The sequence below is a fragment of the Mycobacterium sp. 1164985.4 genome, from assembly GCF_001668575.1.
Lineage (GTDB): Bacteria > Actinomycetota > Actinomycetes > Mycobacteriales > Mycobacteriaceae > Mycobacterium.
This window is the reverse complement of record NZ_LZMD01000004.1, coordinates 1-17,178: the sequence shown is the minus strand read 5'-3', so window position 1 is coordinate 17,178 and position 17,178 is coordinate 1. Positions and strand designations below refer to the sequence as shown.

The window sequence follows — 17,178 nt, the reverse complement described above, 5'->3', positions numbered from 1 at the left end:
GGCTTCGTCTACCTAGCCACTGCAGCAGTTCGGATCGAGCACGAGGCACAGCGCGCCGAGGGCGTCTCGATGCGGACGGTGGTAGACGTTCATCCCGCGCCTGACCGACTCCACAAGTCCCGCACGCCGAAGCTGGCCGAGGTGGTGGCTGACCGTCGACTCCGTGAGCCCGAGGGCCTTAGCGAGATCGCCGCTGTTCTCTTCGCCCTCGTCGGAACCGAACAGGTGCGACACGATCTTCACCCGCGCCGGGTCGGCGAGCGCCTTCAGGCGAAGCGCCACCTGCAGTGCGTCCTCGTCGCTCATCGGGCCAGCGGCAACAGGTGCGCAGCACACGGGTGCGGAGATGTCGACGGTGGGCAAGGCCTTGGGCATGACTCGAGTATGCCAGCTTCTTGACATTTATCAAAAAGGTGGAGCAGTATGGCGGCAGCGCACTAATTCGATATATGTCTCACAGGTAGGAGGAAGTCATGTCCCGTATCCAATTGGCCCTCAACGTCGATGATCTCGACGAGGCCATCGGGTTCTATTCCAAGCTGTTCGACACGCAGCCAGCCAAGGTGAAGCACGGCTACGCCAACTTCGCCGTCGCGGAGCCAGCGCTCAAACTGGTTCTGCTGGAGAATCCCGGCCGGGGAGGCACGATCAACCACCTCGGTGTCGAGGTCGAGACCAGCGAGAAAGTGCGCGCTGAAATCGCGCGCCTGTCAGGGGAAGGACTCGTCACCGACGAGGAAATCGGCACGACGTGTTGCTTCGCCAAACAAGACAAGGTGTGGGTAACGGGCCCAGCCGGGGAGAAGTGGGAGGTTTACACCGTGCTGGCCGACTCCGAGGCGTTCGGCGTCAGCCCTGAACTTCCCGAGACCGACGCCGACACCGCTGTGTGCTGCGGCTGACCCGACCACGGACCGGCGGTTACCCAGCATCCGTCGTCGAGAGCGGTTGGCGTTGGACGGACCGCCCAAGGACCACCTTGGCCGTGATGACGCCCAACTTGGCCATTCCCAGGTATGTCGACGGATTGAACAACGTCGGCCACACAGTGCGGGTTTTGTGTTCGTCGACCGGCCGGTCGGTGAAGCGATCGCGCAGCCACCGCAGCGTCATAGGCGCCGAAAGTGGGTGCAACAGCAGATGGCCGCAGAACCGGTCTCGGTGATACGTCACCGCCGCACCGATGCGCTCGTAAGCAGCCACCAACGCGTCGATGTCGTCGACGCTGATGATTCCGTCGTGCACCGCCTGCACGACCAGGACGGGAGGCTTTGGCTTGGACTTACCGAGCTTCGTCTCGTCGAAGATGTGACGCACTTCGGGCAGGTCCCACAACTCGTCGGCTGTCATGTCCACGTAGGACCCGATGTCGACATTGCGTAGCTGCCAGACTGCCTCGGCAGTCGTCATTGTCTTCAGCTTGTCGAGCAACGCCTTACCCTCTGCGGTCGCGTGCTCGTTCACGACGTTGCGCGCGCCGGGGAAGACCTCTGTCAGCGCGGAGATCATCAGGGCCGCGAGTCCGGCGAAGAAGCTGCCGTTGAGGCGGCGGGCGACACTCCCCGGGTCGCCGACGGGCGAGCCGAGAACGGCGCCGACGATATTGAGTTCCGGCGCGTATCGCTCGCACAGTTCGGCCGCCCACGCCGACGCCAAGCCTCCCCCTGAGTATCCCCAGAGACCCGCCGGCGCTGACGGCGACAATCCCAGGCGCTCGCACCCCGTCGCCGCGCGCAACCCGTCCAGGATCCGGTAGCCGGGTTCGACGGGAGCACCCCACATGCCGTGGCAGCCTTCGTGGTCCGGCACGCAAACCGCCCAGCCTTCGGCCAGCGCCGCGATCACCAACAGGTATTCGGCTTGGACGAACGCGCCGATCGGCCGCGCGCCCTGCCGCATGGCGAAGGACGGGAAACAGCGCGACGCCACGGCGTCGATCGCGCACTGATACGACAGGACCGGGCAGGCGACGGACGACTCACGCTGCGGCGGGACGAACACGGTCGTCACGGCCACCTCCGGTTCTTCGTGCAGATTTGTCGTTCGATACAGCAGCTGAGTGGCTTTGATTGGTTGGCCGATCAGCCCGAGAAAACCGATCTCCACGTCGCGCGATCGCAACACCGTGCCTGGTTCGGCTTGCTCATAGCCCTGTGGCGCTCGATAGAAAGGATCGTCGTCGGGTGGAATCGGACGTTCGCCGCGGTGTAACCGTTCGTGTGGCGGGTTCGTGTCCGTCTCTGGCGTGGCGGATCGAATGTTCATCGGGCGGCGACCTCTCGCTAATCGCTGACAGCGCGCACCTACGACGCCTGAAGGAGGGCATTACCCGCGGTACCGATTGTCAACCCTCGCACTGAGTGCCGGAGGGTGGATTTCGTGGAGCCGGTGACGGGAATGGAACCCGCGTTCTCAGCTTGGGAAGTATTTTCGACATCCGAACAGGTGAGCGATACCTGGTGGTAGGCGGGCTTGCGAAGACCACCGTTTGCACTGGTCATCGGCAACTTGGGCACGTCCTGCGGACTAGTTGAGTACGGCTGCGGTACGGCCCCAGTACGCCTGCGGGTACGGGACCGTTACGGGACCATCGGCATGGGCGAGTGGCACGAACGACCACACGCCGAGAAGCGTCGGAGGGCGGGCCGCGCGGGCGAAGCGTGCGGCCATCGAGTACGGCCCGCTGAAGACCAAGCAGAGCTACCGTCGGGTGCCGTTGACCGCCGAGACGACGGCGTTGCTCGTGAGTACCTCGCCGAGCACCCGCGCCGGGACGAGTCCGACGCGCCACGGTGGCCCGGTATGTCGTTGACGAGGCCCCGGCCCACGGGAGTGCGGGCGAACTCCGCCGCACCAGGAGCGGCGCCTACGGGTATGGAAGAGGCAGCACCGAGCGCGTCGGCGAAGGACCGGACGCAGCGGCGGGCTGCCGCCCTGGCGCTCCTCACCGTGGAGGACGCGGAGAAGCGGTTGGTGCTCGACTGGGAGACGCCGCTACGCCACGCGACGTTCTATAAGGCGGTGTACCGCCCGGCGGTGCCGCGTGCCAACAGGCTCACCCCGACCGCGAAGCTCGACGCGAACCAGTCGTTCCACTCGCTGCGCCACACGTACGCGAGCTTGTGCCTTGCGGCGGGCATCCGGCCCATCGACATAGCGGAATTGATGGGGCACCGCGACGTGAAGACCACGCTGACGGTTTACGTTCACCTCATCAATACCGACGACCACACCGGCAACATGGCCGCGCTCGGCGCGTTGTCGGCCCCTGTGCAAAAGGCCAACTACGGCAACGTGATTCCGCTACACGGCTAGGCTGCTCATCTAACCGCTCGTCACACGGAACACTTCGACGTCCTCGGGTAGACCTTTGAGTCGTTGGGGGCCAAGGCTTTCAAACTTGAGGCCCGACCCCGCGGAGAGATCGCGGACCGTGCGGCTCGCCAGTACCTCGCCTGCGACAGCGAGCGCTTCGATGCGCGCCCCGGTGTGTACGGCCATCCCGCTCCATTCCTGTCCGCGTCGCTCACACTCGCCGGTGTGGATGCCAACGCGGATCGGAATGTCGCGCGAAGTCAGTGAGGGTACGAGGTCCAGTGCGCATCGTGCTGCTTTGGTAGGTGCGTCGAAGAGCGCGAACACGCCGTCACCCGTGTGCTTTGCGCGTACGCCGCCGTGTAGGGCGAGCAGGTGGTCGACCAGCGTGTCGTGACTGTTCAGCTGATGCCGCCAGTGCGCGTCACCTCGGGCGCTCAGCCGCTCCGTGGAGTTTACGATGTCGGTGAACATCACGGTTTTAAGGACCCGCTCATCGATCGACTCCCTCGGACGTCCACTCACGAATTCGAGTGCCATGCATGATAATTCGTCTACAAGATCGAACGCATTGTGGGCCCCGGGCGAAAGCCGTTCGAAAAGTGCCCCGGGTATGGCGGCGGCCAGCGCCTCGGCCGCTTCGAAAGGGACGAGCCGGCTGCCAGGACGGGCGGCCACGAGAGTCCGGGCCTTGACCGCGGGCAACACCGCCCGGACGTCAGTCTCCATGAGGGTCTGCCACCACAGTCGCGCCATCGCCGGACTCGCGATCGAGCGTTGCAGCTTGCCGAACATTTCGCGGACACCAGGTTCGTCTGCCGCCTCGTTGAAGAAGAGCTCGGCGAGCGCACCGTCGCCCCAGTCGTCATCGATCGCATCGAGCTGCGACTGGATTTCTGCCGCAGTGAACCCCCATGGAAAGTCGGGAAGTTCCTGGGAAAACCGCGCCGCGGTCCCGTACAGCATCAGCGAAGAAACACGGTCTGGATAGGTCGCGGCGAACAAGATGCACACCGAACCGCCTTCACCGGTGCCCAACAAGACGACTTCCCCGTCGCTCACGGTGTCGATGACCGCTCGGAAGTCATCCATCTTTTCGTCGAGTGAAGGGGCGTGGGTCAACGGATCCGACAGTCCGCTCCCGCGGCGGTCGAACATGACGAAGCGGGTGCCCTGCGAGAGGCGCTCGACAATGTCCGCGTAGGGGCTACTCGGCGCGTCGATGGTGTCGACGTTGCTCACCACCCAGCCTGGCGCCCAGACAAACAACGGTCCCGACTCACCGAACACCCGGTATGCGAGCCGCACGTCCCCGTTGCGCGCGTAGTGGACCCGTCCATCAGTCACGTCCACAATAGTGGCATCACTGAGGTCAGAAGGTGGATCTTCGCTCAATGGCCGCACACGGCCCCGGTGCCGTACAAGCGGGTACGGGACCGTAACGGGACCACCGGCCCGGTACAGCGGGTAGCGAGGAAGAGCTTCAGCTGCTTAACGTGGAGCCGGTGACGGGAATCGAACCCGCGTTCTCAGCTTGGGAAGCTGATGTTCTGCCATTGAACTACACCGGCCTGTTTGAGGACGAAGGCTAACATCCGAGCGGCTACGCTCGTCGGGTGCTGCTCTCCGACCGCGACATCCGCGCCGAGATCGCCGCCGAGCGACTGGGCCTCAATCCCTTCGACGACTCCCTGGTCCAACCGTCCAGCATCGACGTCCGGCTCGACAATCTCTTCCGCGTCTTCAACAACACCCGCTACACCCACATCGACCCGGCCAAGCAGCAGGACGAGCTGACCACCCTCGTCCAGTCCGAGCCGGGCGAGCCGTTTGTGCTGCACCCCGGCGAGTTCGTCCTCGGCTCGACGCTCGAACTGTGCACCCTGCCCGACGACCTCGCCGGCCGGTTGGAGGGCAAGTCGTCGCTGGGGCGTCTGGGGCTGTTGACGCACTCCACCGCGGGCTTCATCGACCCGGGCTTCTCCGGACACATCACGCTCGAGCTGTCGAATGTGGCGAACCTGCCGATCACGCTATGGCCCGGAATGAAGATCGGTCAGCTGTGCCTTCTCCGGCTGACCAGCCCCGCCGAGCATCCCTATGGCAGCGCGCGGGCCGGGTCGAAGTACCAGGGACAACGGGGTCCGACCCCGTCGCGGTCGTACCAGAATTTCATCAAGTCGACCTGACCGTGTCGTGAGCACTCGGTAACTCGGCCGAAACACGAAACATTCCGGAAACACGCCCGCCCCGCGGCTGAAACGTCTGACCTGAAAGCTCATCCCGATTGGGAGGAGCCCCCATGGACGCGATCGATCCGGCCGCGACGGCCTGGCTGCTGGCGGCGACGGCGATGGTGCTGTTGATGACGCCCGGGCTGGCGATCTTCTACGGCGGCATGGTCCGCACGACCGGCGTGCTCAACATGATCATGATGTGCTTCATCTCGATCCCGTTGTGCACGGTCGCGTGGCTGTTGGCCGGTTACAGCGTGGCCTTCTCCGACGACGCGGGTGGCGGTCTCTTCGGCAACCTGCGCCACATCGGGATGCTTGGGATCAACCCGACGACTCTGCACGGCAACGTCCCCGAGCTGTTGTTCGCCACCTTCCAGCTCACCTTCGCGATCGTCACGGCCGCGCTCGTCAGCGGCGCGATCGCCGACCGCGCCCGGTTCGCCGCGTGGATGGTGTTCGTCCCGGTGTGGACCGTGGCGGTGTATGCGGTGGTGGCGCACTGGGTGTGGGGCCCCGGCGGTTGGCTGCTCGACCTCGGGGTGCTGGATTACGCCGGCGGGCTGGTCGTCGAAATCGTCTCGGGCGCATCGGCTTTGGCGTTGGCGCTGGTGCTCGGGCCGCGCATCGGTTTCAAGAAGGACGCCATGCGCCCGCACAACCTGCCGTTCGTGTTGCTTGGTGCGGGCCTGCTCTGGTTCGGCTGGTTCGGGTTCAACGCCGGTTCGGCCCTGGGCGCGAACGGGACCGCGGCCGCGGTGTTCCTCAACACCCTGGTAGCCGGCTGCCTGGGCATGCTCGGCTGGATCACCGTCGAGCGCATTCGCGACGGCAAGCCCACCACGTTCGGCGCCGCCTCCGGTGTGGTGGCCGGTCTGGTCGCCATCACGCCGTCGTGCGGGACGGTCAACACCCTCGGCGCGTTCATCGTGGGTACCGCGGCGGGAGTGGTGTGCTCGTTCGCGGTCGGCCTGAAATTCCGGTGGGGGTATGACGACTCGCTCGACGTGGTCGGTGTGCACTTCGTCGGCGGCGTCGTCGGTGTGCTGCTGATCGGACTGATCGCCACCGAGGTGATGACCGCCGGTCCGTCGGGGCTGTTCTACGGCGGCGGGCTGACCCAGCTCGGCAAGCAATCGCTGGCGGTGGTGGTCGTGGCCCTCTACGCATTCGCCGCCTCGTATCTCATCGCCAAGGTGATCGATCGGGTGATGGGGTTCCGGGTCAGCGCCGAAGACGAGACCACCGGCGTCGACTTCACCCAGCACGCGGAGACCGCGTACGCGGAAGGCGTGCACGGTCACGTGCCCACCAGGCGGACATCGCTGACTGGCTTCGGAGATCCGGAGAATGCGTCGCGCGCGGATTTCAACGCCGCCGATTGAACGCATTGGAGCCTTCGCTCGTTGACGCGAGTAGGGTCTAGATATCGGCGTCGGCATCCCCGTGCCGCATATCGAGCTGGCCGCGGCTGATCGTTCTCAGCAAATGCGGGTTCGGGCGTAACGCCCGTGCTGGTGGGGACGATCAAGTACTAGTCGGTGGCTTGTGAGGCGAGAGGGGCCGATCGGCGGACTAGATACCATAGCAAACTTTTTGGAGGGGCAGTGGACATCGTACTGGGTGTGTCGATGACACCTGTGACGGTCCGCATGGTGCTGGTGGAAGGCGAGAAGGGCGACGGGGCCACCGTCGACCACGACGTCTTCGATGTCAGCGGGAGCGACGGTTCAGCAACCTCGGGTGCCGCCGCCCAAGTGGTCGACGCCGTACTCGGCACCAAGGAGAGCGCCGAAGCGGGCGGTCACGATCTCAAGGCCATCGGCGTCACCTGGAGCGACCACGCCGAGGCCTCGCAACTGCGCGACGCGCTCGCTGCGCGCGACATCGACGACGTCATGCTCGTCTCCGAAGGACACGCCGCCGCCGCGCTGGCCCAGGCCGTCGGGCGCGCGGTCGGCTATGACACCACCGCGCTGCTCTTCATTGATCGCGACACCGCCACGCTGTCGGTCGTACAGACCGATGACGGGTCCGTGGTCAAGGTGCTCAGCAGCAGCCTGCACAGCCAGGACGCGATGGCCGTCCTCGCGGACATGGCCGCCGCCGTCGACGCCCAGGACGACCCGCCGCAGGGCATGTTCGTCGTCGGCTCGGGTGTCGACGTCAGCTCAGTGAGAAGCCATTTGGAGCACCTGGTCAGCCTGCCGATGCGCGCCCCCGACGAGCCCGATATGGCGCTCGCTCGCGGTGCGGCCCTCGCCGCGGCCAATGCGCCGGCGATGGAGGCGTCCACCGTCGGACTCGCCTACTCGCAAGACCCCGACGGCACCACCGCGGGTTCGGTCTACGCGGGGCTCGCCGCGGCGGAAACACAGTTGGCGCCCGTGGGCGGCGACGGCGCCTACAGCGGCGGTGACGAGTCCGGGACGGGCCTGTCGCCCGCGGCCGGCGACGATCGCAAGCCGTTCCTGCTCGTCGGCAGCGCGATGGCGTCGATCTTCGTCGTCGGTGTTGTGGCTCTGGTGATCTCGTTGGCGGTGAGCATCCGGCCGACGGCCGATCAGCGGCCGAGTCCAGGCCAGAGCGCGATCGTGCCGAGCACCGTCGCGCCCGCGCCGCCGCCCGCGCCCGCGCAGCAGGCACAGCCGGCTCAGGCACCGCCGCCGCCTCCGCAGGCCGAGACCATCAAGGCGCCCGTGCCGGTGGTTCAGCAGCAACCTGCGCCGCAGGCGCCGCGGACCGTTTACGTCGAGTCGCCGCCGCCGGCGCCTGCAGCGCCCGCGCCTGCGGCACCGCCGCCCGCGCCCGCTCCGGTGGCACCGCCACCCGCGCCCGCACCCGTCGCGCCTGCGCCGGTGGTTCCGGCACCGGTTCCGGTGTACGTCCCGCCGGTGGTGGCACCGCCGCAGTACTACCCGCGGCCGCAGAACCCGTGGAACCCGCCGTGGTCGCCGCCGCGATCGGTATGGACACCACCGAAGCCACAGAAGCCGCCGAAATGGACACCGCCTTGGCAAAACGGAACCGGTGGTTTTCCCGGCGGGTCGGACGATTACCCCTACCCCGGCGGCAGCGTCGGTCAGTATCCCGGCAGCGGGCCGAGCGATAGCGGCTCCCGGGGCCGGGGCGGCTCGTCAGGTCGTGGCGGGGTGTCGATCTGTGTGTTGAACATCTGCGCCGGCGGCTAGCCACTTGTAACCTGCCGTTGGCCCGGCGCTCAGTGTCGCGTAGCGGTTAGCTCATTCGGGCTGCATATCAAGGCGGTATGCGGTGCACCGTTTTCGGGACGGGTTATCTGGGAGCCACCCACGCGGCGGGGATGGCGGACTTGGGTCACGAGGTGCTCGGCGTCGACATCGATGCCGGCAAGGTCGCCAAACTCGCGTCCGGTGAGATCCCGTTCTACGAGCCGGGGCTGCGAAAGATGTTGAACGACAACATCGCCGCCGGCCGGCTGACATTCACCACCGACTACGACGCGGCCGCCGACTTCGCCGACCTGCACTTCCTCGCCGTCGGCACGCCGCAGAAGAAAGGGGAGTACGCCGCCGATCTGCGCCACGTCCACGCCGTCGTCGACACCCTGGTTCCGCGCTTGAACCGGCCGGCGGTCATCGTCGGCAAGTCGACCGTCCCCGTCGGCACCGCCGCCGAACTCCGGGACCGGGTGCGTGGGCTAGCGCCGGGTGCGGACGTCGAGATCGCCTGGAACCCCGAATTCCTACGGGAAGGCTTCGCCGTACAGGACACCTTGCATCCGGACCGGATCGTGCTTGGCGTGCAAGGGGATTCGAGTGCCGCCGAAGTCGCGATCCGCGAACTCTACGCCCCTCTGCTGGCCCATGAAGTTCCTCTTCTGGTCACCGACCTGCAGACCGCCGAACTGGTGAAGGCTTCCGCGAACGCGTTCCTGGCGACCAAGATCTCGTTCATCAATGCGATCTCCGAGGTGTGTGAGGCCGTCGACGCCGACGTGACGCTGCTCGCCGACGCCCTGGGTCATGACCCGCGGATCGGCCGCCGCTTTCTGAACGCGGGGTTGGGCTTCGGGGGCGGCTGCCTGCCCAAGGACATTCGCGCCTTCATGGCCCGCGCGGGTGAACTAGGCGCCAACCATGCGTTGACGTTCCTCCGCGAGGTGGACGCGATCAACATGCGTCGGCGCAGCAGGATGGTGGAATTGGCGACCGTTGCGTGCGGTGGATCGCTGCTGGGCGCGAACATCGCCGTGCTCGGCGCCGCGTTCAAACCCGAGTCCGACGACGTGCGTGACTCGCCGGCGCTCAACGTGGCCGGGATGCTGCAACTCAACGGGGCGACCGTCAACGTCTACGACCCGAAGGCGATGGAGAACTCCCGGCGCCAGTTTCCGACGCTGAACTATTCGACGTCGGTGTCCGACGCGTGCGAACGGGCCGACGCCGTGCTGGTCCTCACGGAGTGGCGCGAATTCGTCGAGTTGGACCCCACCGGGCTCGCCGCTTCCGTGCGCGCGAAAGTTGTTGTAGACGGGCGGAATTGCCTCGACACGGACCGGTGGATGCGGGCGGGCTGGCGGGTTCACTGCCTGGGGAGGGGCGCGATGGCGCACAGTCGGTAGGCTCGGCCGCGTGGAACCGATTCGTCCGGGCCGGCCGGGTGGACCGATCCGCCACCGGATCCGATGGCTGGCGGTGCACGGCTTCGTGCGCGGCGCCTCGAAGTTGCTCGCCCGCCGCGGCGATCCGCAGGCGCGGATGATCGCCGATCCGACGGTGCGCGCCGACCCGGTGGCGTTCGCCGAGGAAGTGCGTGCCCGGGGACCGCTGGTCGAGGCCGCGATCGTGCACCTGACCGTTGACCACGGAATCGCCAGCGACGTGCTGCGGTCCGACGATTTCGAGGTCATGCCGATCGGCTCGAACCTGCCCAAGCCCGTGCGGTGGGTGGCCGACCGCACCAACACCGGCCTACTGCATCCGCTCGAACCGCCGTCGATGCTGGCGGTGGAACCACCACAGCACACCCGGTACCGCAAGCTCGTGTCGTCGGTGTTCACCGCCAAAGCCGTGTCCGCGCTGCGGGAGCGGGTCCGGGAAACCGCCGAATCGCTGCTCGACGAACTCGCCGACGCCGGAACCGTCGACATCGTCGACCGCTACTGCGCCCAATTGCCGGTCGCGGTGATCGGCGACATCCTGGGCGTTCCCGACGCGGACCGGGCGAAGGTCCTGGAGTTCGGCGAGCGCGGTGCGGCAAGCCTCGACATCGGCCTGACCTGGCGGCAGTACCGCACGGTCTATCGCAGCGTCGTGGGCTTCAACGAGTGGCTGTCCGGACACCTTGAAGGGTTGCGGCGCAACCCGGGCGACGACCTGATGAGCCAATTGATTGCGGCGTCCGACGAAGGCGCCCGACTCAACCAGCAGGAGTTGATGGCGACCGCCGGCCTCGTGCTGGCCGCGGGATTCGAGACGACGGTCAACCTGCTGGGCAACGGCATCCGGATGCTACTCGACCGGCCAGAGCACCTCGAGACCCTGGCGCAGCGACCCGAACTGTGGCCCACCGCGGTGGAGGAGATCCTGCGACTGGAACCGCCGGTGCAGCTCACCGCGCGCCGGGCGGCGAAAGACACCGAGCTCGCAGGCCAGCCGATTCCCCGCGGCAGGGCCCTGATCGTCTACATCGTCGGCGCCAACCGCGATCCGAACGTCTTCGACGACCCCGACCGTCTGGACCTCGAGCGGGACAACGCCGGCCGCCACCTGTCGTTCTCCGGTGGTAGGCACTTCTGCCTCGGGGCGGCCCTGGCCCGTGCCGAGGGCGAGGTCGGGCTGCGGGCGTTCTTCGAGCGCTTCCCCGACGCGCGGCTGGCCGGTGCGGGCAGCCGACGCGAAACGCGGGTGCTGCGGGGGTGGGCGTCGCTGCCGATCGCGCTGGGAACCGCGCGCTCTCAGCTCAATTCTCCGTCCTGACCGGGCCTGTTCTTTCGGAACCGGACACGCGGGAGCTAGATCGCCTCGATCGGGGGTCTCGGCGTCGAGTTTTGAGTACGTTCGGGGCGTGGATTTCCGAGCCGCGCTGCTCGACCAGACCCGCGAATTCGGGGAACTGATCCGCAGTGCCGACCCCTCAACGCCGGTGCCGACCTGTCCCGACTGGACGCTCAAGCAGCTCTTCCGCCACGTGGGCCGTGGGAACCGGTGGGCGGCGCAGATCATCGCCGAACGCCGGATGTCGGCGCTGGATCCGCGCGAGGTGCGCGACGGAAAACCGCCGGACGAGCTCGAGCGTGCCGCCGACTGGTTCAACCAGGGTGCGCAGCTGGTGGTCGATGCGGTCGAACGGGCCGGTGCGGCGACCAGGGTGTGGACCTTCCGCGGCCCGCGCCCGGCGGGCTGGTGGATTCGGCGTCGGCTGCACGAGGTGACCGTGCACCACGCCGACGCCGCGCTGGCGCTCGGGGCCGAATACGCCCCACCGGCGGAGCTTGCCGCCGATGCCATCAGCGAATGGGTCGAGCTGATGGTCGCCGCAGGCCCGCCACCGGCGCTGGACCCCGGCAGGAGCATCCACATGCACGCCACCGACGACGGACTCGGGCCCACGGGCGAATGGACCATTGTCCACGACGAGCTGGGCGTCTCGTGGTCGCACGATCACAGCAAGGCCGATGCCGCACTGCGCGGCACAGCGGCCGACCTGCTCCTCGCGATCACTCGCAGGCGTACGGCGGCCGATCTCGGCATCGAGGTGTTCGGCGACGCCGCGGTCTGGGAGGCGTGGTTGGAGCGCACCGGGTTCTAGGCCGGTAGGGCGCGGGACCCCTACTGCCGGTAGCTCGTCAGGAAGTTGCCCAGCCGTTCGATCGCGTTGGCCAGGTCGCGGGCCCACGGCAGCGTCACGATTCGCAGGTGATCCGGCGTCGGCCAGTTGAACCCGGTGCCCTGGGTGACGAGGATTTTCTCCTGCAGAAGCAGGTCCAGGACCAGCTGTTCGTCGTCGGCGATGTCGTAGACCTCTGGGTCCAGCCGGGGGAAGGCGTAAAGGGCGCCTTGGGGTTTCACGCACGACACGCCGGGGAGTTCATTGAGCATTTGCCACGCCACGTCGCGCTGCTCCAGGAGCCGGCCTCCTGGCAGCACGAGGTCTTCGATGCTCTGATAGCCACCGAGAGCAACCTGAATCGCGTGCTGCGCGGGCACATTCGGACACAACCGCATGTTCGCCAGCAGGCTGATGCCCTCGATGAAACTCGCCGCGTTCTCCTTGGGGCCGGTGATCACGAGCCAGCCAGACCGGTAGCCCGCCACTCGATAGGCCTTCGACAGTCCGTTGAAGGTCAACGTCAGTACGTCGGGGGCCACCGACGCCATCGCGATGTGTTCGGCACCGTCGTAGAGGATCTTGTCGTAGATCTCGTCGGCGAGCAGCATCAGCTGGTGCTTCCGTGCCAAATCTGCTATCTGCGTGAGGACTTCGCGCGTATACACCGCGCCGGTCGGGTTGTTCGGATTGATCACGACGATCGCCTTGGTGCGTTCGGTGATCTTCGATTCCAGGTCGGCGATGTCGGGCATCCAACCCTGCGTCTCATCGCACAGGTAATGCACCGGGGTGCCGCCGGCCAACGATGTGCACGCGGTCCACAACGGATAGTCCGGCGCAGGGATCAGCACCTGATCACCGTTGTCCAGCAACGCCTGCAACGTCATCTGGATCAACTCGGAGGCGCCGTTGCCGAGATAGACGTCCTCGACGTCGAATCTGGGGAACCCCTCGACGAGTTCGTAGCGGGTGAACACCGCGCGACGGGCCGGCATGATGCCCTTGGAGTCGGAGTAGCCCTGCGCGTAGGGCAGCGCCTGGATGATGTCGCGCATGATCACATCCGGCGCCTCGAAACCGAACGGGGCGGGATTGCCGATGTTCAGCTTCAGGATGCGGTGACCCTCGGCCTCCAGCCGCGACGCGTGCTCGTGCACCGGTCCGCGGATCTCGTACAGGACGTCCTGCAGCTTCGACGACTGCGTGAACGTGCGCGGCCGCGGCCCGTGTCCGGCGGCATGGATCGGCACGTGGTGGGTGGTCACGACCTCCATGCTCTCATTTCTGTCCAGCGATTAACCAAAATCGCCGATCAACGGCTCAGCGCTTACCCGGAGGGCGTGCTCCCTTGGCGATCCCGAGACCCTTCACCGGCGGCGCCTCCGGCTTGTCACCGTCGCCGCTCTCGGAAGGCTCAGGGGCAGCGCTGGATTCATCATCGGTCTGCGGCTCCGGTTGGGCGGCAGCCGGTTTCGGCGGGGCTGGCGCGGCCGACTTCTTGGCACCCGGCCTGCGGGCTCCCGGTGCGATGGCGAGTCCCCTCACCTCGGGCTCGGGCTTGGCCTCCAGGCCCCGATCCGAGTCGGCGGTGTCGGTCTTGGCACCCGGCGACGCCTTGTCCGGGTCGACGTTCGGCGGCTGCGTGACGGTCGCCTCGCCCTCGTTCGGCGACGTCGGCTGGGCCTTCTTCTTCGCGCCCGGCCGCTTGGCGCCTGCCGCGATGCCGAGCCCCTTGACCTCCGGCTCGGGCGTCGCGGCGGCATCCGGCTTGGCCTCCGCCTCTGCGGGTGCCGCCTGTGCAGCGGGTGTTGCCTTCTTGGCGCCGGGCCGCTTGGCGCCCGCGGCGATGCCGAGACCCTTCGCGGGAGGCGCTGCCGCAGCGGGCTTTTCGTCGGCCGCGGGCGCGGCCTTCTTGGCACCCGGGCGCTTGGCGCCGCCGGCGATACCGAGACCCTTGACGGGCTTGGTCTCCGTGGCCGTGGCTGCCTCGGCCTCGGGCTCCGGCTCTGCCTGCGGCTCGGGCTCGGCCTCGGTCGGAGCCACCTTCGCGGGCGCTTCGGCGGCCAGCTTGGCCGCGCGCTCCTCGGCCTCCTTGGCCGCGGTGCCCTTCTCCGGCAGTGTGATGGTGCTCTTGTCCAACGAGCCCAGCAGCAGCTGCGCCACGTCCAGAACCTCGGCCTTCTCCACCTCACGGGCGGCGGAGACCTCGTCGACGCCGTCGGTGATCATGACGCGGCAGAACGGGCAGCCGGTCGCGATCGTCGAGGCGGTGTCCATCGCCTCCTCGGTGCGCTCGGTGTTGACGCGCTTGCCGATGTGCTCTTCCATCCACATCCGCGCGCCGCCGGCGCCGCAGCACAGGCCGCGGTCGGCGTGGCGAGGCATCTCGGTCAGCTTCGCCCCGGAAGCCCCGATGAGCTCGCGTGGGGCCGAGTACTCCTTATTGTGGCGGCCCAGGTAGCACGGGTCGTGGTAGGTGATGGCTTTCCCTTCCGCACCTGCCTCGGCGACCGGGGTGACGGGGATGAGCTTCTTGTCTCGCACCAGCCGGTTCAGCAGCTGGGTGTGGTGCAGCACGGTGAAGTTGCCGCCCACCTGCGGATACTCGCGGCCCAGTGTGTTGAAGCAGTGCGGGCAGGTGACGACGATCTTGCGGTCGACCCGCTCGACCCCCTCGAACAGCTCGTTGAGCGTCTCGACGTTCTGCGCGGCCAGCTGCTGGAACAGGAACTCGTTGCCGGAGCGCCGGGCCGAGTCGCCGTTGCAGGTCTCGCCCTCACCGAGCACCAGGTACTTGACGCCCGCGGCGGCCAGCAGCTCGGCGACGGCCTTGGTGGTCTTCTTCGCGCGGTCCTCATAGGCGCCGGCGCATCCAACCCAGAACAGATACTCGTATCCGTCGAACGACTCGACGTCCTGGCCGTACACCGGCACGTCGAAGTCGACCTCGTCGATCCAGTTCGTGCGGTCCTTGGCGTTCTGACCCCACGGGTTGCCCTTGGCCTCCAGGTTCTTGAACAGCACGCCGAGCTCGCCGGGGAACTCGGATTCCATCATCACCTGGTAGCGGCGCATGTCGACGATGTGGTCGATGTGCTCGATGTCGACCGGGCACTGCTCGACGCAGGCACCGCACGTCGTGCAGGACCACAGCACGTCGGGGTCGATCACGCCGCCCTGTTCCTCGGTGCCGACCAACGGCCGGGTCGCCTGCTCCGGGCCCGAGCCCAGGATCCGCTCGAAGCCGGACTCGGGAACGTGCTCGTGCGAATGCTTCTCGGATTCCTTCTCGCCGCGCAGTTCCTCACCGAGGCCGCCTTCGGGCGTGTTCTCCAGCGGTGATTCCTTATCGCCGAGGATGTAGGGCGCCTTGGCGAACAGGTGGTCGCGCAGGTTCATGATCACGAGCTTGGGCGACAGCGGCTTACCGGTGTTCCACGCCGGGCACTGCGACTGGCACCGACCACATTCGGTGCACGTGGTCATGTCGAGGTAGGCCTTCCACGTGAAGTCCTCGATCTTGCCGCGGCCCAGCACCGCGTCCTCCGGCGGATCCTCGAAGTCGATGCGCTTTGCCTGCCCATCGACCGCGTACTCGACCGGCAGCAGCGGGCCAAGCCCGTTGGGCATCCGCTTGAAGGTGACGTTGATGGGCGCCAGGCCGATGTGCAGGTGCTTGGAGTGCAGCACGATCAGCAGGAAGATCAGCATCACCGCGATGTGGAGCAACAGCGCGATGGTCTCGATCCACGCGTTGGCGGGCTCGCCGAGCCCGTGCAGCACCCAGCCCATGAACTGGGAGAAGAACGCGCCGTTGCCGTACGGCAGCGCGCCGGTGTTCACCGCGGCCCCGCGCACCAGCGCGTAGGTCCAGATGACGTTGAAGATCATGAACAGGATCAGCCAGGCGCCGCCGGTGTGCGATCCGTAGAAGCGGGAGTCGCGGCCGTGCTGCTTGGGCTCCTGCATCACGCGGATGATCGCGAACGTGATGATGCCGAGGAGCACCGCGACGGCGAAGAAGTCCTGCAGGAAACCGAGCACGTCCCAGCGGCCGATGATCGGGATGTGGAAGTCGTGGTCGAACAGCAGGCCGTACGCCTCGAGGTAGACCGACGCCAGGATGAAGAAGCCCCACATCGTGAAGAAGTGGGCGAGGCCGGGCAGTGACCACTTGAGCAGCCGTGTTTGCCCGAAGACCTCTTCGATCTGCGTGGTGATGCGCTTGCCGAGGTTGTCCTTGCGGTTGTTCTCCGGGCTGGTGGGCGCTCCGGAGCGGATCAACGTCGTAAGCCAGACAACGCGTTTGGCGGCGAAGACCAGCACAAGGGCCGTCAGCCCCAATCCGACGACGAGCCTGATCAGCATCTGCGTGTCCACCGCGCGCCTCCCGTTCTCAAGTTACCCAAGAGTAACTTATCGCAAGTTACCCGTCGGTAACTTGACTCAGGGCCTGCTCAAGCCCGGGGGTCATAGTTGCATCTCCAAGGGAAACGCCGCTACGAAGGTTGTCCTAACTACGCACCGTCGGTCGGGCTGGACTCGTCGGGCACGGTGTCGGTACCCGTTTGGCCGCCGCTCGAATCCGTGTCGGCGGGATCCGGATCGGCCTCCGGAGCGCCGTTGCCGGGCCCGGGATCGATCGGCGGAGGATCGGCCGACGGAGGGGTCTGCGGCTCGGGCGACGGGTCGGTCTCCGGTTCCGGCGGCGGTGCTGCTTCGGGCTCGGCCGACGGGGGAGTGGTCGTCGTCGCCCCCGCAGCGCAGCGCGCGCCCGGCGCCTGCGACACAGGCGGCCCCGAGCCCGCCACCCCCG

The 17,178-nt window shown here is 67.1% G+C and carries 14 protein-coding genes, 1 tRNA gene and 1 pseudogene; 8 read left to right on the top strand and 8 right to left on the bottom strand.

Annotated elements, in window-relative coordinates:
• Positions 1-12 precede the first annotated feature (12 nt).
• Positions 13-375, bottom strand: coding sequence for an Rv2640c family ArsR-like transcriptional regulator (locus A5650_RS00090; RefSeq protein ID WP_067285059.1), 363 nt, complete (start codon positions 373-375; stop codon positions 13-15).
• A 98-nt stretch (positions 376-473) separates the two neighbouring features.
• Here A5650_RS00090 and A5650_RS00085 point away from each other — a divergent pair, with 98 nt between their 5' ends.
• Positions 474-902, top strand: coding sequence for an ArsI/CadI family heavy metal resistance metalloenzyme (locus tag A5650_RS00085; RefSeq protein WP_067285057.1), 429 nt, complete (start codon positions 474-476; stop codon positions 900-902).
• Positions 903-921: 19 nt separating this feature from the next.
• Here the strand turns inward: A5650_RS00085 and A5650_RS00080 are convergent, their stop codons facing one another.
• Positions 922-2,265, bottom strand: a complete 1,344-nt coding sequence (locus A5650_RS00080; protein WP_067285054.1) for a lipase family protein — start codon at positions 2,263-2,265, stop codon at positions 922-924.
• 261 nt (positions 2,266-2,526) lie between these two features.
• On the bottom strand, positions 2,527-2,694 hold the full coding sequence (locus A5650_RS27045; RefSeq protein WP_197501748.1) for a hypothetical protein: 168 nt from the start codon (positions 2,692-2,694) through the stop codon (positions 2,527-2,529).
• Between the two features lie 108 nt (positions 2,695-2,802).
• Here A5650_RS27045 and A5650_RS00075 point away from each other — a divergent pair, with 108 nt between their 5' ends.
• The gene (locus A5650_RS00075; RefSeq protein WP_231992413.1) at positions 2,803-3,315 is read left to right on the top strand and encodes a tyrosine-type recombinase/integrase; all 513 of its coding nucleotides are present in this window, start codon (positions 2,803-2,805) and stop codon (positions 3,313-3,315) included.
• A gap of 9 nt (positions 3,316-3,324) precedes the next feature.
• Here A5650_RS00075 and A5650_RS00070 read toward each other — a convergent pair whose 3' ends face one another.
• Together A5650_RS00070 and A5650_RS00065 are read right to left on the bottom strand one after the other, a co-directional pair.
• On the bottom strand, positions 3,325-4,662 hold the full coding sequence (locus A5650_RS00070) for an adenylate/guanylate cyclase domain-containing protein (RefSeq protein ID WP_067285093.1): 1,338 nt from the start codon (positions 4,660-4,662) through the stop codon (positions 3,325-3,327).
• Between the two features lie 150 nt (positions 4,663-4,812).
• Positions 4,813-4,886 (bottom strand) — tRNA-Gly (locus A5650_RS00065).
• Between the two features lie 45 nt (positions 4,887-4,931).
• Here A5650_RS00065 and dcd point away from each other — a divergent pair.
• From dcd to A5650_RS00035, 6 genes are all read left to right on the top strand, one after another.
• Positions 4,932-5,504 (top strand): dCTP deaminase, encoded by a 573-nt coding sequence (gene dcd, locus A5650_RS00060; RefSeq protein WP_067285052.1) that lies wholly within the window; start codon positions 4,932-4,934, stop codon positions 5,502-5,504.
• A gap of 113 nt (positions 5,505-5,617) precedes the next feature.
• The gene (locus A5650_RS00055; RefSeq protein WP_067285050.1) at positions 5,618-6,934 is read left to right on the top strand and encodes an ammonium transporter; all 1,317 of its coding nucleotides are present in this window, start codon (positions 5,618-5,620) and stop codon (positions 6,932-6,934) included.
• Between the two features lie 222 nt (positions 6,935-7,156).
• Positions 7,157-8,740, top strand: coding sequence for a DUF7159 family protein (locus A5650_RS00050; RefSeq protein WP_067285047.1), 1,584 nt, complete (start codon positions 7,157-7,159; stop codon positions 8,738-8,740).
• 77 nt (positions 8,741-8,817) lie between these two features.
• Positions 8,818-10,152 (top strand): UDP-glucose dehydrogenase family protein, encoded by a 1,335-nt coding sequence (locus A5650_RS00045; RefSeq protein ID WP_067285045.1) that lies wholly within the window; start codon positions 8,818-8,820, stop codon positions 10,150-10,152.
• A gap of 46 nt (positions 10,153-10,198) precedes the next feature.
• Positions 10,199-11,509 (top strand): cytochrome P450, encoded by a 1,311-nt coding sequence (locus A5650_RS00040; protein ID WP_231992415.1) that lies wholly within the window; start codon positions 10,199-10,201, stop codon positions 11,507-11,509.
• Positions 11,510-11,597: 88 nt separating this feature from the next.
• A complete protein-coding gene (locus tag A5650_RS00035) occupies positions 11,598-12,341 on the top strand; it encodes a maleylpyruvate isomerase family mycothiol-dependent enzyme (RefSeq protein WP_067285043.1) in 744 nt (247 codons plus the stop codon).
• 20 nt (positions 12,342-12,361) lie between these two features.
• Here A5650_RS00035 and A5650_RS00030 read toward each other — a convergent pair whose 3' ends face one another.
• From A5650_RS00030 to A5650_RS27040, 3 genes and pseudogenes are all read right to left on the bottom strand, one after another.
• On the bottom strand, positions 12,362-13,636 hold the full coding sequence (locus tag A5650_RS00030) for a pyridoxal phosphate-dependent aminotransferase (RefSeq protein ID WP_067285041.1): 1,275 nt from the start codon (positions 13,634-13,636) through the stop codon (positions 12,362-12,364).
• 46 nt (positions 13,637-13,682) lie between these two features.
• Complete coding sequence (locus A5650_RS00025; protein WP_067285038.1) at positions 13,683-16,742, bottom strand: (Fe-S)-binding protein; 3,060 nt, start codon at positions 16,740-16,742, stop codon at positions 13,683-13,685.
• A 137-nt stretch (positions 16,743-16,879) separates the two neighbouring features.
• Positions 16,880-17,178: pseudogene (locus A5650_RS27040) on the bottom strand (hypothetical protein); the annotation flags it as partial.

Bases quoted from the DNA above. Each gene is read 5' to 3' on its own strand.
- A5650_RS00090 (WP_067285059.1), bottom strand. From the start codon at position 375: ATGCCCAAGGCCTTGCCCACCGTCGACATCTCCGCACCCGTGTGCTGC.
- A5650_RS00085 (WP_067285057.1), top strand. From the start codon at position 474: ATGTCCCGTATCCAATTGGCCCTCAACGTCGATGATCTCGACGAGGCC.
- A5650_RS00080 (WP_067285054.1), bottom strand. From the start codon at position 2,265: ATGAACATTCGATCCGCCACGCCAGAGACGGACACGAACCCGCCACAC.
- A5650_RS00075 (WP_231992413.1), top strand. From the start codon at position 2,803: ATGTCGTTGACGAGGCCCCGGCCCACGGGAGTGCGGGCGAACTCCGCC.
- A5650_RS00055 (WP_067285050.1), top strand. From the start codon at position 5,618: ATGGACGCGATCGATCCGGCCGCGACGGCCTGGCTGCTGGCGGCGACG.
- A5650_RS00045 (WP_067285045.1), top strand. From the start codon at position 8,818: ATGCGGTGCACCGTTTTCGGGACGGGTTATCTGGGAGCCACCCACGCG.
- A5650_RS00030 (WP_067285041.1), bottom strand. From the start codon at position 13,636: ATGGAGGTCGTGACCACCCACCACGTGCCGATCCATGCCGCCGGACAC.